General features: G+C 71.0%; 26 protein-coding genes. 19 read left to right on the top strand and 7 right to left on the bottom strand.

Features of this window, described 5'->3' with window-relative positions; translation table 11 throughout:
* Positions 1-35 precede the first annotated feature (35 nt).
* Positions 36-485, top strand: a complete 450-nt coding sequence (locus tag AB0O15_RS01535; protein WP_364312547.1) for a PH domain-containing protein — start codon at positions 36-38, stop codon at positions 483-485.
* Here AB0O15_RS01535 and AB0O15_RS01530 read toward each other — a convergent pair.
* Together AB0O15_RS01530 and AB0O15_RS01525 are read right to left on the bottom strand one after the other, a co-directional pair.
* The gene (locus tag AB0O15_RS01530) at positions 482-1387 is read right to left on the bottom strand and encodes a rhomboid family intramembrane serine protease (protein WP_364312544.1); all 906 of its coding nucleotides are present in this window, start codon (positions 1385-1387) and stop codon (positions 482-484) included. The genes AB0O15_RS01535 and AB0O15_RS01530 overlap by 4 nt on opposite strands.
* Positions 1388-1418: 31 nt before the next feature.
* Positions 1419-1949, bottom strand: a complete 531-nt coding sequence (locus AB0O15_RS01525; protein ID WP_364312541.1) for a peptidylprolyl isomerase — start codon at positions 1947-1949, stop codon at positions 1419-1421.
* A gap of 129 nt (positions 1950-2078) precedes the next feature.
* Here AB0O15_RS01525 and AB0O15_RS01520 point away from each other — a divergent pair, with 129 nt between their 5' ends.
* Positions 2079-2681: a hypothetical protein gene (locus AB0O15_RS01520; RefSeq protein ID WP_364312539.1), complete on the top strand. Its 603-nt coding sequence runs from the start codon at positions 2079-2081 to the stop codon at positions 2679-2681.
* 67 nt (positions 2682-2748) lie between these two features.
* Here AB0O15_RS01520 and eccB read toward each other — a convergent pair whose 3' ends face one another.
* The 3 genes from eccB to AB0O15_RS01505 all read right to left on the bottom strand — a co-directional run bounded on the left by eccB (position 2749) and on the right by AB0O15_RS01505 (position 6600).
* Entirely contained in the window at positions 2749-4152 is a 1404-nt protein-coding gene (gene eccB, locus AB0O15_RS01515; protein ID WP_364312536.1) for a type VII secretion protein EccB, read from the bottom strand.
* Between the two features lie 56 nt (positions 4153-4208).
* Positions 4209-5333: a magnesium/cobalt transporter CorA gene (corA, locus tag AB0O15_RS01510; RefSeq protein ID WP_364312532.1), complete on the bottom strand. Its 1125-nt coding sequence runs from the start codon at positions 5331-5333 to the stop codon at positions 4209-4211.
* A gap of 172 nt (positions 5334-5505) precedes the next feature.
* The gene (locus AB0O15_RS01505) at positions 5506-6600 is read right to left on the bottom strand and encodes a PLP-dependent aminotransferase family protein (protein ID WP_364312529.1); all 1095 of its coding nucleotides are present in this window, start codon (positions 6598-6600) and stop codon (positions 5506-5508) included.
* Positions 6601-6662: 62 nt separating this feature from the next.
* On the opposite strand from AB0O15_RS01505, the gene AB0O15_RS01500 reads away from it, so the two are divergent.
* From AB0O15_RS01500 to AB0O15_RS01480, 5 genes are all read left to right on the top strand, one after another.
* Entirely contained in the window at positions 6663-7394 is a 732-nt protein-coding gene (locus AB0O15_RS01500) for a phosphocholine cytidylyltransferase family protein (RefSeq protein WP_364312527.1), read from the top strand.
* On the top strand, positions 7382-8443 hold the full coding sequence (locus tag AB0O15_RS01495; protein WP_364312525.1) for an iron-containing alcohol dehydrogenase family protein: 1062 nt from the start codon (positions 7382-7384) through the stop codon (positions 8441-8443). Before AB0O15_RS01500 ends, AB0O15_RS01495 begins: the two co-directional genes overlap by 13 nt.
* Entirely contained in the window at positions 8418-9137 is a 720-nt protein-coding gene (locus AB0O15_RS01490; protein WP_364312523.1) for a CDP-alcohol phosphatidyltransferase family protein, read from the top strand. The genes AB0O15_RS01495 and AB0O15_RS01490 overlap by 26 nt, the downstream gene beginning before the upstream one ends.
* A gap of 83 nt (positions 9138-9220) precedes the next feature.
* Positions 9221-9415: a type II toxin-antitoxin system VapB family antitoxin gene (locus AB0O15_RS01485; protein ID WP_364312520.1), complete on the top strand. Its 195-nt coding sequence runs from the start codon at positions 9221-9223 to the stop codon at positions 9413-9415.
* Complete coding sequence (locus AB0O15_RS01480; RefSeq protein WP_364312518.1) at positions 9412-9831, top strand: PIN domain nuclease; 420 nt, start codon at positions 9412-9414, stop codon at positions 9829-9831. The genes AB0O15_RS01485 and AB0O15_RS01480 overlap by 4 nt, the downstream gene beginning before the upstream one ends.
* Before the next feature lie 88 nt (positions 9832-9919).
* On the opposite strand, the gene AB0O15_RS01475 is transcribed toward AB0O15_RS01480, so the two are convergent.
* Entirely contained in the window at positions 9920-11461 is a 1542-nt protein-coding gene (locus AB0O15_RS01475) for an arylsulfotransferase family protein (RefSeq protein ID WP_364312515.1), read from the bottom strand.
* Positions 11462-11492: 31 nt separating this feature from the next.
* On the bottom strand, positions 11493-12668 hold the full coding sequence (locus tag AB0O15_RS01470) for a glycosyltransferase family 4 protein (RefSeq protein ID WP_364312512.1): 1176 nt from the start codon (positions 12666-12668) through the stop codon (positions 11493-11495).
* A gap of 25 nt (positions 12669-12693) precedes the next feature.
* Between AB0O15_RS01470 and AB0O15_RS01465 the strand changes: the two genes are divergently transcribed.
* From AB0O15_RS01465 to AB0O15_RS01410, 12 genes are all read left to right on the top strand, one after another.
* Positions 12694-13569: a DNA-formamidopyrimidine glycosylase family protein gene (locus AB0O15_RS01465; RefSeq protein ID WP_364316946.1), complete on the top strand. Its 876-nt coding sequence runs from the start codon at positions 12694-12696 to the stop codon at positions 13567-13569.
* Between the two features lie 233 nt (positions 13570-13802).
* Positions 13803-15296 (top strand): sugar transferase, encoded by a 1494-nt coding sequence (locus AB0O15_RS01460; protein ID WP_364316943.1) that lies wholly within the window; start codon positions 13803-13805, stop codon positions 15294-15296.
* Between the two features lie 41 nt (positions 15297-15337).
* Complete coding sequence (locus tag AB0O15_RS01455; RefSeq protein ID WP_364312510.1) at positions 15338-16531, top strand: histidine kinase; 1194 nt, start codon at positions 15338-15340, stop codon at positions 16529-16531.
* The gene (locus AB0O15_RS01450; protein WP_364312508.1) at positions 16528-17274 is read left to right on the top strand and encodes a LytTR family DNA-binding domain-containing protein; all 747 of its coding nucleotides are present in this window, start codon (positions 16528-16530) and stop codon (positions 17272-17274) included. Before AB0O15_RS01455 ends, AB0O15_RS01450 begins: the two co-directional genes overlap by 4 nt.
* A gap of 187 nt (positions 17275-17461) precedes the next feature.
* The gene (locus tag AB0O15_RS01445; protein ID WP_364312505.1) at positions 17462-18157 is read left to right on the top strand and encodes a response regulator transcription factor; all 696 of its coding nucleotides are present in this window, start codon (positions 17462-17464) and stop codon (positions 18155-18157) included.
* Complete coding sequence (locus AB0O15_RS01440) at positions 18151-19185, top strand: ATP-binding protein (RefSeq protein WP_364312502.1); 1035 nt, start codon at positions 18151-18153, stop codon at positions 19183-19185. Before AB0O15_RS01445 ends, AB0O15_RS01440 begins: the two co-directional genes overlap by 7 nt.
* Positions 19186-19383: 198 nt before the next feature.
* Positions 19384-21054, top strand: a complete 1671-nt coding sequence (locus AB0O15_RS01435; protein WP_364312499.1) for a DUF4173 domain-containing protein — start codon at positions 19384-19386, stop codon at positions 21052-21054.
* 41 nt (positions 21055-21095) lie between these two features.
* Positions 21096-21479 carry a DUF485 domain-containing protein gene (locus AB0O15_RS01430; RefSeq protein WP_364312496.1) on the top strand — a complete coding sequence of 128 codons (384 nt, stop codon included), beginning with the start codon at positions 21096-21098 and terminating at the stop codon, positions 21477-21479.
* The gene (locus AB0O15_RS01425; RefSeq protein ID WP_364312494.1) at positions 21476-23113 is read left to right on the top strand and encodes a cation acetate symporter; all 1638 of its coding nucleotides are present in this window, start codon (positions 21476-21478) and stop codon (positions 23111-23113) included. The genes AB0O15_RS01430 and AB0O15_RS01425 overlap by 4 nt, the downstream gene beginning before the upstream one ends.
* A gap of 83 nt (positions 23114-23196) precedes the next feature.
* Positions 23197-23814: a hypothetical protein gene (locus AB0O15_RS01420; protein WP_364312491.1), complete on the top strand. Its 618-nt coding sequence runs from the start codon at positions 23197-23199 to the stop codon at positions 23812-23814.
* Between the two features lie 187 nt (positions 23815-24001).
* Entirely contained in the window at positions 24002-24781 is a 780-nt protein-coding gene (locus tag AB0O15_RS01415) for an ABC transporter ATP-binding protein (protein ID WP_364312489.1), read from the top strand.
* The gene (locus AB0O15_RS01410) at positions 24772-26373 is read left to right on the top strand and encodes an ABC transporter permease (protein ID WP_364312486.1); all 1602 of its coding nucleotides are present in this window, start codon (positions 24772-24774) and stop codon (positions 26371-26373) included. The genes AB0O15_RS01415 and AB0O15_RS01410 overlap by 10 nt, the downstream gene beginning before the upstream one ends.
* The last annotated feature ends 3 nt before the right edge of the window (positions 26374-26376 follow it).

Raw genomic sequence — 26376 nt, 5'->3', positions numbered from 1 at the left:
CTGTCGACGTTACGCGTGCCTGCCATAGTGGGCACATGTCTGGACAGCCGTGGCGGATCAAGCCGGTCCTGCCGGTGACGAAGGGCCTGGGTGCGGTTGCCGTGGTGGTGCTGGTCACCGCCTTCGGCCGGGACGACGCGGTTCAGTGGGTGCTGGCCGGCGCGGTCACCATCGGGCTGGCGCTGTGGGCGCTGCGCGATCTGGTGGCGCCGATCCGCCTGGCGGCGGATGCCGAGGGGGTCACGGTGATCGACGGGTTCGCGCGCCGTCGCTGGTTGCCCTGGGCCCAGATCGATCGGGTACGCCTGGATCGCCGCGAACGCCTCGGGCTCACCACCGAGATGCTGGAGATCGACGCCGAGGAGGCGCTGTATCTCTATTCCATGCACGACCTGGGCGCCGACCCGCATGACGTGCTGGCCGAGCTCGAGCAGCTACGCGCCGAGAACGCGAAGGCCGCGGAGCAGGACGAGGACGCGGCCTAGGTGTAGTAGCCGAGCGTCCGGACGATCACCGCGCCGACCAGGACGGCCACGATGATGCCGCAGCCGATCGCCTGGAACATGGTGCGGCGCTGCTTCGGGGCGTAGGCCAGGACGCCGGCCGCCAGCGCGCCGACGATCAGGCCGCCGAGGTGCCCGGCGACCGACACGTTGGAGATCACGAAGGTGAAGACCAGGTTGATCACGATGATCGGGGCGATCGGCGCCACGCTGCGGTTGAGTCGCTTGAGGATCACGAAGATCGCGGCCATCAGGCCGAACACCGCGGTGGACGCGCCGACCGAGATGCTCTGCGGGTCGAACAGGTACGACGCCACGTTGCCGCCGAGGCCGGCCAGCAGGTAGAGCCCGATGTAGCGGATCCGGCCCAGGGACGCCTCGAGCTCGCGGCCCAGGATCCACAGGGCGTACATGTTCATCAGCAGGTGGAGCACGCCGTAGTGCAGGAACATCGCGGTGATCAGCCGCCACCACTCGCCGGCGGCGACACCGTGCACGTCGCCGCCCGGACCGTACGAGATGAGGGCGATCACCCCGCCGCGCAGCGTGAGCGGCGTCTGGTTGCCGAGCAGGCCGCCCCAGCCGCCGCCGGCCAGCGCGCCCATGCCGCCGCTGACCACCGAGAGGATCATCGCGGCGACGTTGATGCCGATCAGCCAGCGGGTGACCGTGCCGACGCGGCCGGCCACCGACCCGCCGAACGCCGTGCGGGCCGACCGCTGGGTCTTCCGGCCCTCGGCCACGCACTCGGGGCACTGGTGACCGACCGACGCCTCGTTCATGCAGTCGGGGCAGATCGGCCGGTCACAGCGGGTGCACTTGATGTAGGTCTCCTTCGACGGATGGCGATAGCACACCGGAACCGTCACGGGAGACTCACTCATGAATCAAAGGTACCTGGAGGCCGGTCCCTGATTACTCGGTGACCCGCTCGATCTCGACGCGCTGGATCACGACGTCCTCACGCGGGCGGTCGCCCGGGCCGGTCGGCGTGGCGGCGATCGAGTCGACGACCTTGGCGCTCTGGTCGTCGGCCACGGACCCGAAGATCGTGTGCCGGCGGTTCAGGTGCGGGGTCGGTCCGACCGTGATGAAGAACTGCGAGCCGTTGGTGCCCGGTCCGGCGTTCGCCATGGCCAGGATGTACGGCCGGTCGAACTGGAGGTCGGGGTGGAACTCGTCGGCGAACTGAAAGCCCGGGCCGCCGCGACCGGTGCCGGTCGGGTCGCCCATCTGGACCATGAACCCGGCGATCACCCGGTGCGAGATGGTGTTGTCGTAGTACGGCCCGCTGCCCTTCTGACCGGTCCGCGGGTCGGTCCACTCCTTGGTGCCCTCGGCCAGTTCGACGAAGTTCCGCACCGTGGCGGGCGCGTGATCCGGGAAGAGCTGCACTCGGATCGGGCCGTGATTGGTGTGCAGGGTGGCGTAAAGCTTCTCTGCCACGGGTACTCCCGTCATCGGAGACAAGTTCAATAACAGTTCGGATCCTCCCCCATGTGCCTGATTCCGGCAGCGCGGGGGTACCCGGCAGGGCACGATGACGTGGGAGAGACCACAGGGAGGTGGGCACTGGTGTTCGCAACCATGCGCCGGAAGCGGCGTAGCGCGAAGTTGAAGAACGAGCTCGGCCAGAGCGTGGATCACTTCAAGCGGGCGGCCACGATCGCCGCGCAGGAGACCAGCTCGACGGTGGGCCCCAAGCTCAACGCCGCGCGGGATCGCGTACAACCGGCCGTCAGCCAGGCCCGTGACGCCGCCAGCAGCGGCTGGGGCAGCGCGGTCGCGACGATCACGCCGCTGGCTACGGCCGTCGCGGACAACGTGCTGCAGGCCAAGCGGGAGACCGCGAAGACCGGGCGCAAACAGGCCAAGGTCAGCAAGAAGAAGGCGCGCAAGCTGGAGAAGCGGGCCAACAAGGTGCTCGGCCGCCAGCAGAGCTCCGGGCGGAAGAGCAAGCTGTTCGGCATCGCGCTGATCGGCGCGGCCGTCGGTGTCGGCGCCGCGTACGTGCTGCGCCGGCGTCAGCAGGCGCAGTGGGACGAGTACGACCCGAGCCCGGTCACGACCGAGCCCGAGGGTGCTGACGACGCGGCGTTCGAGCCGCTGCCGCCGGCGTCCGAGACCGCCCCGTCGACGATCGCGGACAACCCGACGGTCGCCCGGCAGAAGCTCTGAACCCCGGTAACAGCATTGATGCGCATATGGGCTCGGAGACGTCTCTGAGCCCATATGCGCATGTGCGTCACCCGGTCGTGACGGCCTGGCGGGCCTTCGCCGCGTCGAGCGACGGGCCCTGCGGCAGCATCGCGATCATCTGCGAGGACACCTGCTGCGGGTTCACGCCGCCGTAGCCGAGGCGGCCGAGCAGGTCACGGCCGGCGATCGGGTACCGGGTCGCGGTGTCGGTGACGATGCTCACCGTTCCGGTCCCGGCCGGCGCGTTCGGCGAGGCCGCGGCCACCACCAGCGCGCCCTTGCCGCGAGGGACGTACACAAAATCGGCCTGCACCCCACCCGGCGCGGCCGACGCGCCGCGCATCTGCGCGCCGGTCGGGACTGTCGGGTCGATCCGCAGCCCGGCCTGGGATTCCTTGCCGACCGGCAGGGTCATGCAGGCCCGCTCGCGCGGCTCGGTCAGCTCGGGAACGGTGGCCGGCAACCCCTCACCCCCGGCCAGCCGCAGCTTGGACCCCTGCACGTTGTTGAAGGCGGTGCCCAGGTTGATCGCCGGCGGGATCTGCCGGTCGGCCTGGAGCAGCCGGGCCTGCACGTCGGTCAGCGCGGCGGCGCCGTCGGCGACCGCCACCGACCACTGCTTGCCGTCGGTGAGCAGCTGGCCGATCCGGAAACCAGCCACGCCGGACGGGGCGCCCAGGTTGTCGATCCGGGGCGCCTGGAGGTCGGGGCCGACCGGCACGGCGTTGATGAAGCCGGCCGAGACCGGGTACGGCTGCTGCGCGTTCCAGCCCAGCGCCCGCAGGCTGGCCGTCTCGCGGCTGGCCGGGATCGGGAAGCGGCGGTTGCCGAAGAGCAGATAGGTGCGGTTGGGCTTGGCCGTGTCACGGGCCAGCAGGCCCCTGGGCGCGTCGGGGGCGGCCAGGATGGTGCCCCCGGTGGCCCGCGCGCCGATGATCAGCGTGCTCTGCGGCTGGGTCGCGCCGGAGGTGACCGCGGGCGGCGCCGAACAGACCGTCCAGTCGCCGGTGACCAGGTCTTTCTTGACCGGCAGGGAGTCGGGCGCGTCGGGGATGCCGAGCGGGTCGCCGAGCGGGACCGAGGCCAGCCGCTCACGCGAAGCGGTCACCATTCGCGGCGCCTGCGCGTTGGCGACCAGCAGGCCGGAGGCGTAGTTGAGCACCGGGTGGAGCCTGTTGTCCGAGGCCAGGTAGACATACCGGGCGCCGGACCCCTTCTCCATGTACACCACCGACTCGTCCTTCATGTTGGCGGTGGTGTTGCCGGTGAGCAGGCCGTAGATGGCGGCGGCGCCGACCGCGAGGGCGGCGATCACCAGGCTGACGAGCGCGGTGGTGCCGGCCCGGCGCAGGGGCGAGCGGTGTGGGTCGGGGTCGTGGGTGACCAGCGCCGCCACCACCCGCTGAAGCGAGTACTGGTACGAGTGGAGCTGGTCCTGACGCGACGGCACCCCGACACTCTAGAAGTATCGATGGGTCGATGGGGGGCGGCGCCCACGCCGGTGGGCTACAGCCAGCCGTTCTTGCGGAAAGCGCGGTAGAGCAGCACCGATATCGACACCATCAGCGTCAGCATCACCGGATAGCCGTAGAGCCACTGGGTCTCGGGCATGTGCGCGAAGTTCATGCCGTAGACGCCGGCGATCGCGGTCCATACCGCCGAGATGCCGGCCCAGGCGGCGATCTTGCGCATGTCGTTGTTCTGGTCGACGGTCACCTGGGCCAGGCGGGCCTGGAGGATCGAGTTCAGCAGGTCGTCGTACGAGGAGACCTGCTCGACCGTACGCGTCAGATGGTCTTGAACGTCGCGGAAGTAGCGCCGGATCTCCTTGGGCACCAGGCGGTTCTGGGGCGCGGTGATGGTGGCCAGCGGGCGCTGGAGCGGCACCACCGCCCGGCGGAACTCCACCAGCTCGCGCTTCATCTGGTAGATGTGCTGGATGCGGGAGCCGCTGTCCCGCGAGAACACGCTCTCCTCGATCGTGTCGAGATCGACCTCGACCTGGTCGGCCACCTCGACGTACAGGTCGACGACGCGGTCGGTCACGGCGTACGCGACCGCCCAGGGCCCTTGTTCGAGCAGCTGGGGACGTTCGGTCTCGAGGTTGGCGCGGACCGGGGCGAGCTCGGACGCGTCGCCGTGCCGGACGGTGATCACGAAGCGCTCGCCGATGAAGATCATCATGTGGCCGGTCTCGACCACCTGGGACGTCTCGGTCAGCTCGCTGTGCGGCACGTAGCGGGCGGTACGCAGGACCAGGAACTGGACCGCGCCGAACTGCTCCAGCTTGGGCCGCTGCTCGGCCTTGACGGCGTCCTCGACCGACAGCTCGTGCAGCCCGTACGTCTGTGCGATGTCGATCATCTCGGCCTCGGACGGCTCGTGCAGACCCAGCCAGACGAACGCGTTGTCCCGCTCGCACGCCTCCCGCAGCGCCTCGTCGGGGGTGAACTCGCCGGGCTCGCGCTTGCCGTCGATGTAGAGCCCGCAGTCGATCACCGAGCTGCCGTACTCGCCCGAGCGGGCCGGGGCGCGGCGCGGGCTGTCGGACGTACCGAGGAAGCGGTTCATGGCTCGGACCGGCGCCGTCCAGGCGCGGGACAGCGAGCGGTTCAGGCTGTTCTCGCTCATGAAGACCTCCCCAAGGTGGTGGCGCCGGGCGGGCCGGCCGCGGCTGGAGGGGGTGGAGTGCCACGGTCGGCCCGCCCGCCGCCGGGGCGGGGGGTAGGTCCGCTGCGCATTGTCTGCCTTTTCGGCCGCGCAGCGGAAACCGTCTCTGTGTCAGAAACCCGACACTTACGTATCAGGCCGCCAGTTCCTCCATCGCGACCGCGATCCGGCGTACGCCCTCCTCGATCTGATCGACCGTCACGGCCGAGAACGCCAGCCGCATCGAGTGCCGGCCGCCGTCGACGAAGAAGTCGGTGCCCTTCACGATCGCCACCCCCTTCTTCATCGCGGCCGGGAACAGCAGCTCTACATCGACCGAGTCGGGCAGGTCGACCCAGAGGAAGTAGCCGCCGTCCGGCTCGACGAAGGTGGCGCCGGGGATGTGCTTGCGCAGCGCCTCGCCCAGGACCCGGGCCCGCTCGCCGAGGGCCTTGCTGACCGTGGAGATCGAGCGGTCGATGTCACCGGAGACGCAGAACTGGTGCACGATCGCCTCGGACACCATGCCGGGCGAGATGTAGAGGTTGGTGGCCTTCTTGGCGATCGCGTCGATCAGCGCCGCCGGGCCGACCAGGTAGCCGACGCGGACACCCGGACAGACCGTCTTGGTGAAGCTGGAGGCGTGCACGACCACGTTGCCGGTGTCCTGCGACAGCATCGACGGCAGGGCGTCGCCGCGGAAGCGGATGTCGACGTACGGGTCGTCCTCGAAGATCAGGAACTCGTACTGGGCGGCGAGAGCCAGCAGGTCGCGGCGCTTTTCGGCGGAAAGCGTGACACCGGCCGGGTTCTGGTAGTTCGGGATGATGTGCGCCAGCTTGGGGCGTACGCCGGACTCCAGCAGCGCGCGCAGCTCGGCGACGTCGATGCCGTCCGGCTCCAGCGTCACCTGGTGCACCTTGGCGCCCAGGTTCTGCAGGCTCAGCAGGGTGCGGTCGTAGGTGGGGCTCTCCACCACCACGTCGTCGCCCGGCTTCACCAGGTGGTTGAAGAGGAACGCGTCGGCCTGGAGCGAGCCGTTGGTGACGATCACCTGGTCGGGCGAGACGCCGTGCTTCTCGGCGATCCACTTGCGCAGCGGAACGTAGCCGACGGAGGTGCCGTACGCGGTCATGCCGGCCGGATCGGCGTCGAAAGCGCGCGCAGCCGCGTCCTTGAGGCCCTGCACATCGATGATGTCCAGGGACGGGGCGCCACGGGCGAACGAGATCAGCTGCTCAGCGGTCATGCTCACAAGCTTACGAGCCGCGGCTATTCTCGGACGGCACCCCTCTGCCCGGAAGGACCCACATGATCGGTCTCATTCTGGCGGCCGGCGCCGGCCGTCGGCTACGCCCCTACACCGACACGTTGCCCAAGGCACTCGTGCCGGTCGACGGCGAGACGACGATCATGGACATCTCGCTGCGCAACCTCGCCGCTGCTGGGCTCAACGACGTAACCGTAGTGGTCGGTTACCAGTCGTCCGCCGTCGAGCAGCGGAAAGCCACTTTCGAGGAGAAGTACGGCGTCACCCTCACCCTTGTGCACAACGACAAGGCCGAGGAGTGGAACAACGCCTACTCCCTGTGGCTCGCCCGTGAGCATTTCGCTCAGGGCGCGCTCCTGGTCAACGGCGACACCGTGCACCCGGTCAGCGTCGAGGAGACCCTGCTGGCGAACCGTGGACCCCAAATTCTGCTCGCCGTCGACAGCCTCAAGAAGCTGGGTGACGAGGAGATGAAGACGACGTTCACGCCGGATGGCCGGTTGGCCAGGATCACGAAACTGATGGATCCGGCCGAGGCACACGGCGAGTACATCGGCGCGACCGTCATCGAGGCCTCGGTGGCCGCCGACCTGGCCGACGCGCTCCGGACGACCTGGGAACGCGACCCGAATCTCTACTACGAGGACGGGTACCAGGAGTACGTGAACCGAGGCGGCGAGATCCGGATGGCGGCGATCGGCGACGTGCCCTGGGTCGAGGTCGACAACCACGACGACCTGGCCAAGGCGCGGGAGATCGCATGCCGCTACTAGCACGCACGGTCCAGGCGCCGCTGCACATCGAGGTGCGCCGGGGCGCCGTGGCCAACCTCGGCCGGATCCTGTCCGACGGGCGGATCTCGGCCGGCGGCGACGTGGCGGTGGTGGTCGGGCCCGGGCTGGGCGAGCGGGTCATCGACCTGATCCGGCCGCAGCTGGGCGCGGCCGACGTCTACACCACCTCCGGCGGCACCCTCGACGCCGCGCTCGAACTGGCCGCGAAGCTGCGTTCACGGCACTACGACGCGGTGGTCGGCATCGGCGGCGGCGCCACGGTCGACACCGCCAAGTACGCGGCCACCCGCTGGGCCATCCCGATGGTGTCGGTGGCCACCAGCCTCGCCAACGACGGCGTCGCGTCCCCAGTGGCCAGCCTGATCAACGACGGGATCAAGGGGTCGTACGGCGTACACATCCCGATCGCCGTCGTGGTCGACCTGGACTTCGTCGAGAACGGCCCGGAACGCGTCAACCGCGGCGGCATCGGCGACGTGATCAGCAACATCAGCGCGCTGGCCGACTGGGAGCTGGCCCGGCAGGTCCGCAACGAGCCGGTCGACGGCCTGGCGGCGTCGCTCGCCCGGATGGGCGCGGAAGCGGTCCTGACGCACCCCGGCGACATGAACGACGACGGGTTCCTGACGGTCCTCGCCGAGGCGCTGATCTCCAGCGGGCTGGCCATGGCGGTGTGCGGGAGCAGCCGCCCGTCCAGTGGCGGCTGCCACGAGATCATGCACGCCACCGACGCGCTCTACCCCGGCACGGCGTCCCACGGCGAGCTGGCCGGGCTGGGCGCCCTGTTCTGCACGTTCCTGCGCGGGGACACGCGCCGCTTCACCGAGATGTCCGCGTGCCTGTCCCGGCATCAGCTTCCGCGTACACCGGCCGATGTTGGTCTTGACGAGGAGCAGTTCGTGCGCGTCGTGGAGTTCGCGCCGCGGACCCGGCCGGACCGCTACACCATCCTCGAACACCTCGAGATGAAGCCGCATGAGATCGCCGAGAAACTGGCCGAGTATGACGCCGCCGTCGCCGCCTGCTGAGCCGACCGCGGCCGACTTCTATCGGGTCAACCGCGGCGGAGGACTCTTCAGCGAGCTGGTCGCCCAGCAGGTCGGCGCCCGCATCGCGGTGTTCGCGAACAAGCATCGGATCGCGCCGACCGTGCTCACGGTGGCCAACCTCGGGCTGGGCTGCCTGGTCTCGGTCGCGGTGGTGGCGACGGCCGAGCCGGTGGCCGACGGGCGCTTCTGGGCCTGGCCGTTCGGATTGCTCGCGCTGGTCGGGTGGCAGATCGCGTACGCGCTGGACTGCTCCGACGGCCAGCTGGCCCGGGTGACCGGCCAGACCAGCGCGGCGGGCGCCCGCATCGATGTGCTCTGTGACGTGGCGGCGCAGATCGCGCTGGTGGCCGCGCTGGCCTCGGTGGCCGAGGCCCAGGTGCCGTCCACGCCGGCCTGGCTCCTGGCGGCGTTCGCCGGAACCTGGATGGTCAACCTGGTCACCTCGGTGATGCAGGCCGGTCCGTCCGCGGCCAGCATGGTCCCCAGCACCTCGATGCCGGTGCGGCTGGTGAAGCTGGTCCGCGACTACGGGTTCGTGGTGGCGCTGGCCGGGGCGGTGCTCACCGTCGCGCCACAGTGGACGATCTGGCTGGTCGGGCTGTTCACCCTGGTCAACGGGGCGTTCCTGGCCGCCAGCATCGCCTTCTCCGGCCGCGAGGCCCTCAGGCGGTGATCATCTCGGGCCGGAAGTCTTGATATCAACTCATCGAAGTTTTGATATCATCGGCCGGGACTCTCGCGAAGGAGGTCGAGACGATGGCACGAACGATCCTCGACGTTGACGACGATCTGCTCTCCGAAGCAGCGGAGATCCTCGGCACCAAGACGAAGCGGGCAACGGTGAATGCGGCTCTTCAGGCCTTGGTCAACCGCGAGAAGAGGCGTGATTTCGCCGACTGGCTCAAGGCCGGCGGATTGCCCGATCTGACCGGAGCTCCGGACGCCACGTGACACAACGCCGCTTCCTGCTGGACAAGTCGGCCATGGCTCGATGGCCGAAGCCGCCCGTCGCTTCCGTTCTCGACGAGCTTTCCGATCGAGGGCTGCTGGCCGTGTGCACCGCCGTGGAGATCGAGGTGGTCCACAGCGCCCGCACCGCGGAAGAGGCTCAACGGGCGCGGTATCTCCTCCGCGGCTTCGACTGGCTCGCGATGCCGGACGAAACCTGGGACCGCGCGGCGGACATCCAGCTCCAAGCCGTGGGTAAGGGGATCCATCGCGCCCTCTCCATGGCTGACCTGCTGATCGCGGCGACCGCCGAGCGCCACGGCGCGACCGTGATGCATTACGACGGCGACTTCGACATGATCGCGGCCATCACCGGCCAGCCGGTCGTGTGGGTGGTCCCCGCCGGAACCGCCGACTGACGCACGAAGGCCCCGCTCGCGCGGGGCCCAAGGCGGGATCGGAAGTCGCCTTCCTGAGGCAGAGAGTAAACACTCGGCGGGCGTTCGGTCAGACGCGGACGGGAATGGCGGAGCTGGTGCCCAGGACCTTGCCGTTGGTGTCCAGGGCGTCGGCCACCACGTATTCCGGGGTGCCCTGAATGGTCAGCCTGGTCTCGAAACCGGTTCGGGCGACCTCGGCCGTGGTGGCCGTCAGCGCCTTGGGCTGACTGCCCGAGCGGGCCCGCCACTTGGCCACCTTGGTGTTGCCGTTCCAGCTGACGCTGACGGTCACGCCGCCGTTCTCGACGGACAGGCCCAGGGCCGGCTGGTCGAGGGGCGCGCCGGCCCACTCGGCCTTGTAGGCGCGGTAGGACTGGTTGTCCAGCGGGAGGTGGCCGTTGAGCCGCACCTTGCCGTCGGCGGTGAACTCGGTGAAGTGGGGCATCTGGCCCCAGCCGATGAAGTTGCCGCCGTCGGCCAGCTCGCGGAAGCTGCCCTGGGTGGGTGCGGAGATCTTGTCGGGGTGGACGAACTCGCGGACGAAGGTCGCGGTCTTGGCCGCCTCGTCCAGCTTGAGGATCAGGCCGCGTGAGTAGGGGCGTTCCTTGGTGACGCCGGCGCCGTTGTCGAACATGCCATACGAGCCGTCCCGGCGGCGACGGAAGTCGTGCTGCCAGGAGAACCTGGTCTGCTCGTCGATGATGAAGGTGCTCTTCTTGCCGCCCAGGCGCCAGATCACCTCGCCGGTCTCCTTGTTGATCTTGTAGCAGGTCCAGGTGTGCCGGGCCGAGATGATCAGGTGACCGTCGGCGTCCAGGCCGACCGAGTTGGGGTGGAAGTAGTCCCAGGGCAGGTGGGCCGAGTCGCCCTGGGGCAGCGGGGCGTGGGACTCGTCCAGGTCGACGTGGTCGCGGGCGCGCCACTCGAAGAGGCGCTTGCCGGTGGCGATGTCGATCTCCTGGATGACGCCGTCGTGCAGCACGCCGTCGGCCGGGCCGCCCATGGCCGTCAGGTCCATCGGGATCGGGTCGTACACCCAGAACAGCGCGGTGTTGCGCGGGGTGATCACGAAGTCGTGCTGGTCGGCCTGCTCGGTGCCGGCCGCGCGGACCCGGGTGATCTCGCGGTAGTTCTCGTCGGCGATGACGAACTCGCCCTGGCCGACACCCTGGCCGCCGGTGCCGCCGATGGTGCCCTCCCACCAGGTCAGGACCGGCTTGTTGCGGTACTGCTGGACCTTGAAGTCGATGGCGACGGTGGCCGGGTCGGGGACCTTGCGGAACCAGACCGGCGAGCCCTTGTCGTCGACGATCAGCGGTCCCCACAGGCCGGCGCCGGAGGCCGGTGTCAGGAAGATGTACCCGGGTGCGGTCGCGTTGGCCGGGACGGTGATCGTCACGTCCGGCAGGGTGCGCAGATCGGGGCGCGAACGGTACTTCGGCTGGGCCGCCACCGGGTCGGCGGCGGGCTGGGTGGGCTCGGCGTCACCGGAGTGTCCGATGGCGTAGCCGGCGCCACCGGCCGCGGCGGCGAGCACGACGCCACCACCGACGCCGAGCAGCAGGTTCCGGCGAGGGATCTTGACCTTGGAGGTGGGGGTTTCCGTCACCCGACCCAGCATTCCCCAAGTGGATCGATATCTACCTAGGCAAGGAATGTGATTTTCCTGTGAAGTCGTTGTAGACATCGATCAATCGAGCGGTCAGCACATCCGGATGAAAGTGGCTCACCCACCGCTTTCTGGCCGATTCGGACAGTGCGCCGGCGCCGGCCCGAGCCGTGGGCAGCGCCGCGGCCAGCGCCGCGGCGTCCGGTGGAACCGTCCACCCGGCATCGTCACCCAGCAGGTACGGGATCCCGCCGACCGCCGTGCCCAGCACCGGCCGCCCGTGCGAGATCGCCTCCAGGACGACCGTCGGCAGCACGTCTTCCCAGGTCGGGACGACGACCGCCACCGACGCGGCCCGCCGTGCCGCGGCCATCCCGGCCCGGTCCAGCACCCCGAGGTACTCGACGTCCGACCGGGACGCCGCCGCGGCCTCGGCCAGCGGGCGCAACTCACCGTCACCGGCGATCCGCAGCATGCCCAGCGACCCGTCCGGATGCCGCTGCCACGCGTCCAGCAGCAGCGCCAGTCCCTTCTCGGGGGACAGCCGAGCGGCGTACAGGAAGCCGTCACCCAGCGGGGCCGGCGTACCCGGGTCGGGCAGGCCGTTGGGCTTGATCACGATGCGGTCGTCGGGGATGCCGTACGAGGACAGATGCTCGGCGATCCTGTCGGTCAGCGCGATGAACCGGTCGACCGAGCGCCACGTCGGCCGATGGACCGCGAGCGTGGTCGCCATCAGGGCGCTCTGCGCGCTCGACCCGCGGTAGCACTTGTGCACGACCGCGGGATAGCCGATCAGCTTGCCGCGGCATTCGTAACAGTTGTGCCCGTCCCGGAAGTACAGCCCCGGCGAGCACACCTGCCGGTAGTTGTGCACGGTCTGCACCACCGGCACCCCGTGCTTGTGCGCCGTTCGCACGATCCAGGGCGAGATCAGCGGGTACGGGTTGTGCAGGTGCACGACGTCCGGCCGCTCCGCCGCCAGCAGCGCCGCCAGGTCACGCTGCGACGAGAAGCCGTAGATCGGCGACAGCGGCAGCAGCGCCTTCTGGACCAGCGGCAGCTCGCCGATGTCGTCCGAGCTGCGCTGGAACGGCACCACGTCGACACCGGCCGCTCCCAGCTGGGCGATCTCGGTGTCCACGATGACGTTCTCCCCGGAGGGCATCGCCTCGCGATAACGGTTGTGCGCAACCACGACCTTCACGCTCAGGGAGGCTACCGTGGAGCTTGTGCCAGAACTTCCCGAGGTCGAGGCGCTCGGTGCGTACCTGCGAGAGCGCGCGGTCGGCCACACGGTCGAACGGTTCGAGGTGTCCTCCTTCAGCGCGCTGAAGACCTTCGACCCGCCACCCACCGCCATCGCCGGCCTCGAGGTCACCAGCGCCGGGCGACACGGCAAGTTCCTCGACATCGGGCTCGGCCCCCGCGAGGAGAAGGACCAGATCCACCTGGTCGTGCACCTGGCCCGGGCGGGCTGGCTGCACTATCGGGAGGCCTTCAAATCGGCCACGCCGCTCAAACCGGGCAGCGGGCCGATCGCGGTGCGCGTACGGCTGGACGACGGGTCCGGGTTTGATCTGACCGAGGCCGGCACCCAGAAGTCCCTGGCCGCCTACCTGGTACGCGACCCGGGCGAGGTGCCGGGCGTGGCGCGACTCGGCCCCGACGCGCTGGCCGTCACGCGGGACGAGTTCGCCGAGCGGATCCGCGGCCGGAACGGGCAGGTCAAGGGCGTGCTGACCGACCAGGAGGTGCTGGCCGGCATCGGCAACGCGTACTCCGACGAGATCCTGCACACCGCCAAGATCTCGCCCTTCGCGCTGACCGGGAAGCTCACCGAGGAACAGATGACCGCGCTCTACGAGGCGACACGCCAGGTGGAGACCGACGCGGTGGCCCGGTCGGTCGGCATGAAGGCGGCCGAGCTCAAGGGCGAGAAGCGGGCCGGCATGCGGGTGCACGCCCGCACCGGACTGCCCTGTCCGGTCTGCGGCGACACCGTGCGTGAGGTCTCCTTCGCCGACAAGAGCCTGCAGTACTGCCCGACCTGTCAGACCGGCGGCAAACCCCTTGCCGACCGGCGGCTTTCCAAGTTGATCAGGTAACGCGGGGTGTAGAGAGGCATTGCGGGCGTAACGTCCGCTTCTCCCGCCCCGATCCATCGGTATAGTGGCCCGGTCCCACGCTTCGCCCACGGCGCGAAGCAGACCGGCAGTCATCGTCGGTGACCATTGGCCGTGGCAGTGCGTAATAACGTCGGGCGGTCGGAATGCGGGAGGACGTAGGCGAGGTGACCACGAGCCTCTCGCGACCGGCGACCAGTAACAGCCGGAGCAACATGCCGTACGACAGCTTCGAGTGGCAGGAACCACCGCCGAGCAACGGCGTACCCCGAAGCGCGTGGACCCGCAGTCACCGCCGGGTCTCCCGTTGGCACCGGCCGTACACCGCGGTTCTGATCGTCCTCGACTTCCTGTCCGCCGTGCTGGCCAGTTACATCGCCACCTCGACGCTGGAGCAGGCCAACGCCGGTTTCCAGAACCAGCCCGAGATCTTCACCGCGATGGCGTACGGCGCCCTGCCGGTGGCCTGGGTGTTCGTGCTCTGGAGCGGCGGCAGCTACGACCGGCGCTATCTGGGCCTGGGCAGCGAGGAGTTCAAGCGGGTCTTCCGCTCGTTCGTGGTGATCGTGGCCAGCGTCTCCGTGGCCGCGTTCGCCAACAAGGTCTCGCTGTCCCGGGGAACGGTCGCGCTGGTCTCCGGCGGCGCCCTGGTGTTCATCCTGCTCGGCCGCTATTTCGCCCGGCAGGTCCTGCACTTCGCCCGCCGCCGCACCGGGCACGGCGCCCACCGGATGGTCCTGGTCGGCACGCTGCCCGAGGCGCTCGAGGTCTACACCGCGGTGACCCGCAGCCCGGCCGCCGGTCTGATCCCGGTGGCGATCCACATCACCGACGGCCTGGCCTCGGTCCGGGGCATCGAAACCCCGGTCCCGGTGTACGCCGGGCGCGACGTCCTGTCCCTCGTCCGCGAGGTCGGGGCCGACACCATCGCGGTCTGCGGCTCGGCCAGCGCCGAACCGGGCGAGCTGCGCCGGCTGGCCTGGCAGCTCGAGGGCACCGGCGTCGACCTGGTGGTCGCGCCCCAGCTCACCGACATCGCCGGCCCGCGTGTGCACATCCGCCCGATCGAGGGCCTGCCCCTGCTGCATGTCGAGGAGCCGACCCTCTCCGGGCCGGCCTGGCTGGCCAAGAACCTGCTCGACCGGGTCGCCGCCTTCCTCGGCCTGGTCGCGCTCAGCCCGCTGCTGCTGCTGATCGCGATCGGCATCCGGCTCTCCGACCCCGGCCCGGTGTTCTTCCGGCAGCCCCGGGTCGGCCACGAGGGCCGTACCTTCCGGGTCTGGAAGTTCCGGACCATGTACGTGGACGCCGAGGAGCGCAAGGCCACGCTGGAGGAGCTGAACGACTCCGACGGGATGCTCTTCAAGATGAAGAACGACCCGCGGATCTTCTCCTTCGGCCAGAAGCTGCGGGGCAGTTCGCTGGACGAGCTGCCGCAGCTGATCAACGTGCTCCGGGGCGAGATGTCGCTGGTCGGCCCGCGCCCGCTGCCCGCCGACGACGGCGACTACCTGGGCGACGTCCGCCGCCGCCTGCTGGTCCGCCCCGGCATCACCGGCCTGTGGCAGGTCAGCGGCCGCTCCGACCTCTCCTGGGACGAGGCGGTCCGGCTCGACCTGTACTACGTCGACAACTGGTCACTGACCTACGACCTTGGCATCCTCTGGCGCACCATCTGGGTCGTCCTCAAGCGCAAGGGCGCCTACTAGGCCACGCGTCGCCCCGACCCGGGCATGGCAGGATGCCGCGGGTGAGGCCCGATCTTCCGACCGTGCTGGCGGTGCTGGCCGCGGTGGCCGCGCTCGCCGGGGCGGTCGTCGCGGTGCTGCGCCTGCGCGGCCGGCGCCGGATCGCCACGGCCATGCAGCGGGCCACCTACGACGTGCTGCACACCGCGGCCCAGGCCGCCGAGCCGTTGCGGGGCGGGCTCACCCCGAGCTCGGCCGGCAAGGCCGTCCGCCACCTGCGCACGCTGGTCGGGGCGGTCGGGCTGACCATCGCCGAGGCCGACCGCTGCCTGGCCTTCGACGGGCGCGGCAGCCACCACGCCGGCCAGTTCGCGGCGGCGGGGCAGCGGGCCGTGCAGGCGAGCCGGCCCGTCGTACTCAATGGCTCTGATCTGCCGTGTGATCGGATGGACTGTGTTGTGCGCGGGGCCGTCGTGGTGCCGCTGACCGGGGCGGACGGGCTGGCCACGGCGGCGCTGGTGGCCATCGCCGACGATCAACCGGCGCCCGGGCTGGTGCAGGCCACCCAGGAGGCGGCGCGCTGGGCCGGGTCGCAGCTGGCGCTGGCCGAGCTCGACTCGTCCCGGGAACGGCTGGCCCGGGCCGAGGTGCGGGCGCTCCGGGCCCAGATCAGCCCACACTTCATCTACAACGCGCTGACCGCGATCGCATCCTTCGTCCGCACCGACCCGGAGCGGGCCCGCGAGCTGATCCTGGAGTTCGCCGAGTTCACCCGCTACTCGTTCCGCGCCCACGGCGACTTCACCACGCTGGCCGAGGAGCTGCGCTCGATCGACCGCTACCTGACCATCGAGCGCGCCCGGTTCGGCGACCGGCTCCAGGTGCGGCTGCAGATCGCGCCCGAGGTGCTGCCGGTCAGCCTGCCGTTCCTGTGCCTGCAGCCGCTGGTGGAGAACGCCGTACGGCACGGTCTGTCCCGGAAGCCCGGCGTCGGTATGGTGAGCATCGAGGCGCGCGACGCGGGCGCCGAATGCCACATCACGGTCGAGGACGACGGGGTCGGCATGGATCCCGAGGTGTTCGCGCCGGGCCGGCCGGAGACCGACGACGGCCAGCATGTCGGCCTGACGAACGTCGACGAGCGGCTGCGCAGCGTGTTCGGCGACCACTTCGGGCTGGTGGTGGAGACCGCCCCGGGCGAGGGGACCAAGGTGAGCATGCGAGTGCCTAAATTCCATCCGGGGGTACGCGCGTGAGCACGGCGTTGGTGGTCTTGGCGGTCGACGATGAGCCGCCGGCCCTGGACGAGCTCGCCTACCTGCTGAACGCCGACGACCGGGTTGCACACGTGCACCGGGCCGGTGACGCCACCGAGGCGCTGCGCGTGCTCCGCGACACCGAGGTCGACGCGGTCTTCCTGGACATCCGGATGCCCGGCCTGGACGGCATGGAGCTGGCCCGGATCCTGCGCCGGTTCGCGCACCCGCCGGCCATCGTCTTCGTGACCGCGTACGACGACGGCGCGGTCGACGCCTTCGACCTGGGCGTCACCGACTACGTCCGCAAACCGGTGCGGGCCGAGCGGCTGGCCGAGTCGCTGCGCCGGGTGGCCGGCCTGCGCGCCACCCCGGCCCCGGCCACCAAGCGTGAGGAAGAACCGGCCATCCCGGTCGAGCTGGCCGGCACCACCCGGATGCTGCCCCGGTCGTCGGTGCGCTGGGTGGAGGCCCAGGGCGACTACGCCCGGCTGCACACCACGGACGCCTCGCACCTGGTCCGGGTCTCGCTGGCCACGCTGGCCGACCGCTGGGCCGACGCCGGGTTCGTCCGGATCCACCGCAGCTACCTGGTGCAGTTGCGCCTGGTCTCCGAGCTGCGGCTGACCCAGTCGGGCTACGTGGTCGCGGTGGACGGCGCCGAGCTGCCGGTCAGCCGCCGGCACACCCGCGAGCTCAAGGACCGGCTGATCCGCGCGGCCAAACACGACTGGACCCGCTGAATCCACAGCGTTGTCCACAGGCGTGGCGCGTTATCCACACAGTTATCCACAGGGCAGGTGGATCTGCACAGATCCTTCACAAACCGCCCCCTTCTCGTGCACGCGGGCTCGTTAGGGTCCCCGATGTGGGCCAGATCGGCGCTTCACGGGGGACGCCGACCCGGCTCGTCAGATAGGAGATGGGGTTGTGAACGCAGCCATCGAACGGCGCGTCCTCGTGGTCGAGGACGAGCCGACCATCGCCGAGTCCGTCGCGGCCCGGCTCCGCGCCGAGGGTTTCGTGGTCGAACTGGCCGGCGACGGCCCGGCCGCGGTGGCCGCCGCCCGCCGGACGCCGCCGGACGCGGTCGTGCTCGACGTCATGCTGCCCGGCTTCGACGGCCTCGAGGTGTGCCGCCGGCTCCAGGCCGAGCGCCCGGTGCCGATCCTCATGCTGACCGCCCGCGACGACGAGAACGACATGCTGGTCGGCCTCGCGGTCGGCGCCGACGACTACCTGACCAAGCCGTTCTCGATGCGTGAGCTGGCCGCCCGGGTGCACGCCCTGGTCCGGCGGGCCACCAAAACCGCCGCCGTCGACCCCGACCAGGACTTTCTCCGGGTGGGCGACCTGGAGATCAACCGGGCCGAGCGCCGGGTGCTCCGGTCGGGGGTCGAGGCTCAGCTCACCCCGACCGAGTTCGACCTGCTGCTCCACCTGGCCGAGCGGCCGCGGGCGGTGCTGCCCCGGGAACGGCTGCTGGCCGAGGTCTGGGGCTGGGCCGACGCCTCCGGCACCCGCACCGTGGACAGCCACATCAAGGGCCTGCGGCGCAAGCTGGGCGCCGACCTGATCCGCACGGTGCACGGCGTCGGGTACGCGCTGGAGGCCCCGCGATGCTGAGCTTCCGCCACCTGGCCCTGCCGCGCCCACTCGACCCGGTCCGGTCCATCAAGATCAAGATCGGGCTGATCCTGCTCGGCGCGTTGCTCGCCGCCATGACCTACTTCCGCATCGGGATCGGCTGGCTGCCGCCCTGGACCACGGTCACCGCCTTCGTCGTCGCGCTCGGCGCCCTCCAGCTGCTGGCCCGCGGGCTCACCTCGCCCTTGCGCGAGATGACCGCGGCCGCCAAGGCGATGGCCCAGGGCGACTACACCCGCCGGGTCCGGGCCACCTCCCGCGACGAGGTGGGCCAGCTGGCCGTGGCGTTCAACATGATGGCGGCCGACCTGGCGGCGGCCGACCGGCAGCGGCGCGAGCTGATCGCCAACGTCTCGCACGAGTTGCGTACGCCGATCACCGCTCTTCAGGCCGTTCTGGAGAACATCGTCGACGGTGTGGCCGAGGCCGAGCCGCACGTGATGAAGACCGCCCTGGCCCAGACCGAGCGCCTCGGCCGGCTGGTCGCCGAGCTGCTCGACCTGTCCCGGGTCGACGCCGGCGTGCTGACCCTCGACAAGGTCCCGATCCGGGTACGCCCGTTCCTCGACGACGTGATCCGCGAGGCCACGGTGACCGCCGAGGGCGCCGGCCACGACGTCACGTTCTCGCTCGACGCGGCCGACGTGGTGCTGCCCGGCGACCGCGGCCGCCTGCACCAGGTCTTCGCCAACCTGCTGGACAACGCGACCCGGCACAGCCCGGCCGGCGGCACCGTCCGGGTCACCGCCGAGCAGCAGGGCGACCACCTGCTGATCGTGGTCGCCGACGACGGCGATGGCATCCCGGCGGCCGACCGCGAGCGGCTGTTCGAACGCTTCACCCGGGGCGAGCGGGCGACCGGCGGCGGGACCGGGCTGGGCCTGGCCATCGCCCGCTGGGTGGTCCAGCTGCACCGGGGCACGATCGCGATCGCCGAACCGGCGCCGGCCGGGGCGCCGGGCTGCCAGGTGCACGTCACCCTGCCCTTGGCCACGACCTCCGCCTGACCGCCGGGTGGTGCGTATAGGTGCGCAGAGCAGACGCCACGACCAGTAGGCGCACGACCAGACGTACGCATACGTGCGCAGAGCAGACACCACGACCACTAGGCGCACGACCAGTGTTGCCCATAGGTGCGCAGAGCAAAGGACCGGAGAACGGCACGTCAGGGGCACCGCACTCAGGACCGAGGAGATGAGCTAGACGTGACACCCGAACCGAAGGCGCCGGCCCGGACGCCGCAGCCGTGGACGCCGCCGGCCGGACAGCCGCGGCCGGACCAGCCCGATCGACCGGACCGGCCGGCCGGCGTGCCGAAGCAGGCGCCGGCCGTGATCGCGCTGGTGTCCGGGCCGTGGCAGCGGACCGGGATGTTCGGCCGCGGCGTCTGGCCGGGTCCCGGCCGTCCGGCCACGCCGGCCACGGCCGGTGTGCTGATCCTGGCCGCCCTGGTGGCCTCGGTCAGCATCACCGGCGGCGGGCTCGGCTGGCTGGTCGCCGGCGTCGCCGGAACCGCGGCCCTGGCCGGGATCCGGCGCCTGCCCGCGCCGGGCACCACGGTGCCCTGGCCCGATCTGACCGTCCGCCGCCGCGCCGCCGATCCGGCCCGGTACGCCTGGGCCGCCGCCACGGTCGCCCTGCTGGGTGTCGGCACGCTGCGGTCCGCGCCGTGGCTGTTCGCGCTGGCCGCGTTGACCGCGCTGGTGACCGGCGCGCTGGCGCTGAGCAACGGGCGGTCGTTCCGCGCGGTGGCGATGGGCTACCTGATGTTTCTCGGGGCGCCGTTCCGGGCGCTGCCGTGGGTGACTCGCGGCCTGGCCTCGATCCGCCGCCGGGCCGCGGGGGGCTCCGGCATGCGGGTCGCCGCGACCGTGATCACCAGTGTGTTCCTGCTCCTGCTGTTCGGGGCGCTGTTCGCCTCGGCCGACGCCACGTTCGCGCGGTTGCTGGAGTCGCTGGTTCCGGAGATCAACGGCGGTACGACCTTCCGGGCCGTCTTCGTCTTCGTGGTGGCCGGCGGCGTGCTCGGTGGCGCCGCCTACCTGCGGGCCACGCCGCCGGATCTTGCCACTGTGGACGGTGGACCGGCGCGGAAGGTGAATCGCTGGGAGTGGGCCGTACCCCTGGGCCTGCTCGCACTGCTGTTCCTCGGCTTCGTCGCCGTGCAGCTCACCGTCCTCTTCGGAGGGAGCGCGCACGTGCTGGACACCGAGGGGCTGACCTATGCCGAGTACGCCCGCGGCGGTTTCTGGCAGCTGCTGATCGTGACCGGGCTGACGCTGGCCGTCCTCGGTGTCGCCGCCCGCTGGGCGCCCCGCGACCACCCGCTCGACCGCATGCTGATCCGCGGCATCATGGGCGCGCTGTCCGTGCTGACCCTGGTGATCGTGGCGTCGGCGCTGCACCGGATGACCGTCTACGCCGACACGTACGGCCTGACCCGCCTGCGCCTGCTGGTCTTTCTCTGCGAGGCCTGGCTGGGCCTGGTCTTCGTGCTGGTGCTGGCGGCCGGCCTCCGGCTGCGGGCGGCGTGGCTGCCCCGGGTGGCGATCGCGGCCGGCGTGCTGACCCTGCTGGGCCTGGCCATCGCCAACCCGGACCGGATGGTCGCCGACAGCGGCGTGGCCCGGTACGAGCGGACCGGCCGGATCGACAGCGAATACCTCGGGACGCTGTCGCCGGACGCGGTGCCCGCGCTCAACCGGCTCGACGGGAAGATGCGCGACTGCACGCTCTTCTTCATCCAGCAGCGGCTGAAGGAAGGCGACACCTCCTGGAGCACCTGGAGCTACGGCGAGTCCGAGGCACGGCGGCTGCTCGCCACCGACCCGATCGCGTTTCCCTCCGGGTGCCCGGCTGCAGGTCCGTACGGGTAGGTTCGCTTGACATTGCCCGGGAGCCCATAAGACTCCCGGGCATGAGCGGCGCGAATGAGGAGGGCCGGCGGGTCCGGGTGGTGCTCGGCGAGGTCGCCGGGCGTCGGACCGCCGCCGATCCGGCGCGCGCCGACCTGGCCGAGCAGACGCCGGTCGGCGAGGCGCTGGTCCGCGGCCTGGTCCGGGCCCAGCTGGCGCTGGCGCTGCGGATGGCCCTGGTGGTGGTGACCGGGCTGGGGGCGCTGCCGCTGCTGTTCGCGGTCGCCCCGGCGGTCGGCTCGATCCGGATCCTCGGCGTCAACCTTCCGTGGCTGCTGCTCGGGGTGCTGTCGTTCCCGTTCCTGTTCGCGGTCGGTTGGGTCTACGTGCGCTGGGCGGAGCGGAACGAACAGGACTTCACGGCCGTGATCAGGCGGCCGGAGTGAACCCTTACGTCGTACCCAGCCTGGCCGTCGTGATCTTGGCGACCGTGGCGATCGGCGCGTACGGCCTGCGTTTCGCCCGGACCACCTCGGACTTCCTGGTCGCCTCCCGCTCGGTGAGCCCCGCCTGGAACGCGGCCGCGATCAGTGGCGAATACCTGTCGGCGGCGAGCTTCCTCGGGGTGGCCGGCCTGATTCTGCGGTACGGCGTGGACGTGCTCTGGTATCCGGTCGGGTTCGCCGCCGGCTACCTCGCGCTGCTGCTCTTCGTGGCCGCGCCGCTGCGTCGCTCGGGCGCCTTCACGCTGCCCGACTTCTGCGAGGTACGCCTGCGGTCGCCGCTGCTGCGCCGGCTGGCCACCATCTTCGTGATCTTCATCGGCTGCCTCTACCTGGTGCCCCAGCTGCAGGGCGCCGGGCTGACGTTCACCACGGTGGCCGGGGGCTCGTACGCGTGGGGCGCCCTGCTCGTGGGTCTGGTGGTCACCGCGAACGTGGCCCTGGGCGGGATGCGGGCGATCACCTTCGTGCAGGCGTTCCAGTACTGGCTCAAGCTGACGGCTCTGGCCGTACCCGTCATCTTCCTGGCCCTGCAATGGCAGGCGGCCGGGCGACCGGCGATCGACCCACCCAGCGGGCCGGTCTTCCCGGTGACCACCACCGTGACCTTCGACGACGCGGCCCGGCTGACCCTGCCGGACGGGACAGTGGACGAGGTCGAGGCGGGCGCCGAACGCACCTATCCGGCCGGGGCGCCGGTGCCCGACGTGAGCACGGTCGACGACCGGCGCGGCCCGGACTGGCTGCTGCCGGGCGGCGACGGGAGCCTGTTCGCGACGTACTCGCTGATCCTGGCCACGTTCCTGGGCACCATGGGGCTGCCCCATGTGCTGGTCCGCTTCTACACCAACCCGGACGGCGCCAGCGCCCGGCGGACCACGCTGGTCGTGCTCGGCCTGGTCGGGCTGTTCTATCTGTTCCCCACGCTGTACGGCGTGCTCGGCCGGATCTGGGCGCCCCATCTGCTGATGACCGGGCAGACCGACGCGGTCGTGCTGGTGCTGCCCGAGGCGGCGCTCGGCGGCGGCCACCTGGGCCGGCTGCTCGGCGCGCTGGTCGCGGCGGGCGCGCTGGCGGCGTTCCTGTCCACCTCGTCGGGCATCCTGACCAGCGTGGCCGGGGTGGTCTTCACCGACGTGCTGCGGGCCGAGCGGGGCGGTTCGGTCCGCGACTTCCGGGTGGCCACGGTGCTGGCCGCCGCCCTGCCGATCGTGCTGGCCGTCTCGGTCGCCACCATGGACGTGTCCCGGGTGGTCGGGCTGGCCTTCGCGGTGGCCGCGTCCAGCTTCTGCCCCCTGCTGGTGCTGGGCATCTGGTGGCGCGGGCTGACCGACGTCGGCGCCGCCGCGGGCGTGCTGGCCGGTGGCGGCGCCGCGATGGCCGCCGTGCTGGTCACCGTGCTCGGCCCGCCGCTGACCGGCTGGCCGGCGCAGCTGATCGGGCAGCCGGCCGCCTGGACGGTGCCGCTGGCGTTCGCGGTGATGGTGGTCGGCTCGCTCGCCACCAGCCGGCGGATCCCCCGGGATGTCGGCGCGACCATGCTCCGCCTTCACGCTCCGGAGTCACTCCGTCTCTAAACTTTCTTTCCTGAGCGGTGAACTCTTCGGCCTCCGTCACCCGTAGTCATCGGCGGTGGAAGCCAGACGAAGAGGAGCAATACATGAAGGCGCGCAAGGTCATCATCGGGCTGGTCGCTCTGGCCGTCACCGGCGGCGCGATCGCTCTCGGCACCGGGCTGAGCAGCGCCGCCGAGGCCCCCCGTGAGAACTGCGCCGGCCTGGATCAGGCTCTGCGGAACAACCTGGACTTCATCGCCGGCCAGAAGGCCAACCCCGACGCGCTGTCCGACGCGCGGATCGCCAACCGGCAGGCCGTGGTCGACCTGATCAACCAGCGCCGAGCCGTCGCCGGCTGCACCGGGGACGTGGCGGCCCAGCCGCCCGCGGCTCCTCCGGCGCAGGAAGCCCCGCCCGCCGAGGAAGCCCCGCCGGCGGAAGAAGCCCCGCCCGCGGAAGAGGCCGGCGGCACCGGCGAGGTCGTCTGCAAGGGCTCGACCGTGACCCTCTCCGGCGAGGGCGGCCAAGCGTTCGCGTCCAGCGGCACCTTCCCGCTCGGCACCACGCTGAAGGTCACCAACCTCGACAACAACAAGAGCATCACGGTCAAGGTGGAGACCACGTCGGGCAGCTGCGTGCTGCTCAACAACGCCGCCTTCGAGCAGGTGCGCGAGCCCGGCAAGTTCCTCATCCGCCGCGCCGTGATCGAGCGGGTGGGCTGACGACTTATTTCAGATTCGCTTTCGGGGCGCCTCAACCGCGGGCGAATTTGAAATAGGTCACTCGGGGGCAGTGGTAGCCCCGAGCGGTATTCGGGCCCCGGATACCGCCTTGGGCTACCACTGTTCGTGGACGGCCCGGACCAGCCTGCCCTGGTTCCGGGCCGTTCTCTATGGGTAGGTTCTGCGGATGACCGTGCCGCTGCAGCGAACCCCCGATGACGACGTGGCGATGTCCCTGCGTGGGCTGGTCAAACGCTTCGACACCAAGGTGGCCGTGGCCGGCGTCGACCTCGACGTGCCGGCCGGGTCGTTCTACGGGGTGCTCGGCCCCAACGGCGCCGGCAAGACCACGACGTTGTCGATGGCCGTCGGCCTGCTGCGGCCCGACGCGGGTCAGGCCACCATCCTCGGGTACGACGTATGGGCCGACCCGGCGGCGGCCAAGGCGCGCCTCGGTGTGCTGCCGGACGGCACCCGGCTCTTCGACCGGCTGAACGGGGCCGAGCTGCTGGCCTACAACGGGCTGCTGCGCGGCATGGCGCCGGACGTGATCGACCAGCGTGCCCGCGAGCTGCTCGACGTGCTCGAGCTGGGCGTCGACAACCGCACCCTGGTGGTCGACTACTCGGCCGGCATGAAGAAGAAGATCGGCCTGGCCTGCGCGCTGCTGCACGGCCCGCGGCTGCTGGTGCTGGACGAGCCGTTCGAGGCCGTCGACCCGGTGTCGGCCGCGCTGATCCGCGACATCCTGCAGCGGTACGTGACCGGCGGCGGCACCGTGGTCTTCTCCAGCCATGTGATGGAGGTCGTGGAGAAGCTCTGCAGCCACGTCGCGATCCTGGCCGACGGGCGGATCCGGGTCGGCGGGACGCTGGCCGAGGTGCGCGGCGACCGGTCTCTGGAAGATGTCTTCGTGCAGGTCGTCGGCGGGCGTACGTCGACCGGCTCGGAACTGGCGTGGCTGTGACGACCGCGCCGGCCGTCTCGCCGGCCACCTTCGTCCGGCTCAAGCTCCGCATCCTGGGCAACGGCCTGCGGGGCAGCACCGGCCGGGTGGTGCTGTTCGCGGTCGGCATCCTGTTCGGCGTCGGCGGCGCCGTCGGCGGGTTCCTGCTGCTGGCGGTGCCCGGCCTGCTCGACGACCGGCGGGTCGCCGAGATCATGCTGCCGCTGGCCGGCGCGCTGCTGCTGTTCGGCTGGCTGTTCCTGCCACTGATCTTCTTCGGCGTGGACGAGTCGCTCGACCCGGCCCGGTTCGCGCTGCTGCCGCTGAGCCGGCGGACGCTGATCACCGGCCTGTTCGCGGCGGCCACCACCGGCATCCCGGCGATCACCACGCTGCTGGCCACCGGCGGCATGGTGTGGTCGGCGGGCCTGCTCGGCGGGCCGGTCGCCGCGGTCGTCCAACTCGTCGGCGTGGTCCTCGGCCTGCTCCTCTGCGTCGCGGTCAGCCGGGCCGTGACCAGCGCGTTCTCCACCGCGCTGCGCTCCCGGCGGGCGCGTGACCTGGCCACCATCCTGCTCACGGTGACCGCCGCGCTGCTCGGGCCGCTGCAGCTCGGCGTCCTGGCCGGGGCGGAACGGGCCGACTGGGACCGCGTGGCCCAGGTCGCGACCGTCATCGGCTGGACGCCGCTCGGTGCCGCGTACTCGCTGGGCACCGATGTCGCGGCGGGCCGGGCCTGGACCGTGCCGATCAAGCTGGTGATCGTCGTGGCCTCGATCGCTGGCCTGCTGGCCTGGTGGTCGTCGACGGTCGAGCGGGCGATGCTCGGCGCGGCGTCGGGCGGGCAGCGGACGGCCAAGGCCTCGGGCTCGCGGTCGGCGGTCGCCCGGCTGATGGTGCGCGGGCTGCCCCAGAACCGGTTCGGGGCGCTGGTGTCCCGGGAGATGCGCTACTGGTGGCGGGAGACGCGGCGGCGGGCCAGCCTGATCACGCTCGGCGTGGTGGGCGTCTTCCTGCCGGTGTCGATGTCGATCAACGGCGGCGGCGGCTTCACCGTGCTGTTCGTCGGCGCGCTGGGCGCGATCAGCCTGGCCAACCAGTTCGGCTTCGAGGGCAACGCGTACGCCGCGAACGTCGTGGCCGGGGTGCCCGGCCGCACCGAGATCCAGTCCCGGGCGGCCGCGTTCTCACTGTTCGTGGTGCCGCTGCTGATCATGGTTGCGACCGTGGTGTCGCTGGCCGCCGGGCATCCGGAGGACATCGCCGCCCGGCTCGGCACGCTGCTGGCCGCGTACGGCATCGGGCTGGGTGTTGTTCTTCCGGTCTCGGTCCGGGCCGCGTACGCGCTGCCGAGCACCTCGAACCCGTTCGCGATGTCGTCCGGCGGCGGTCCGGCCAAGGGCCTGCTCGCGATGGGTGTCCTGCTCGGCGCGATCGTCGGGACGCTGCCGATGCTGCTGGCCGGCTACCTGATCGGCGACGTGTGGCAGTGGCTCGGCCTGCCGGTCGGGCTGATCTACGGCGGGCTCGCGTACGTGGTCGGCTCCCGCCTCGCCGGAAACCTGCTCGACCGGCGGATGCCCGAACTGCTGTCGGCCGTCACGCAGCGATAATGG

This window comes from Actinoplanes sp. NPDC089786, from assembly GCF_040684855.1.
In the GTDB taxonomy this organism is placed as follows: domain Bacteria; phylum Actinomycetota; class Actinomycetes; order Mycobacteriales; family Micromonosporaceae; genus Actinoplanes.
Note: the sequence above shows the minus strand (reverse complement) of the source record. Positions and strands in the feature narration are given on the sequence as shown.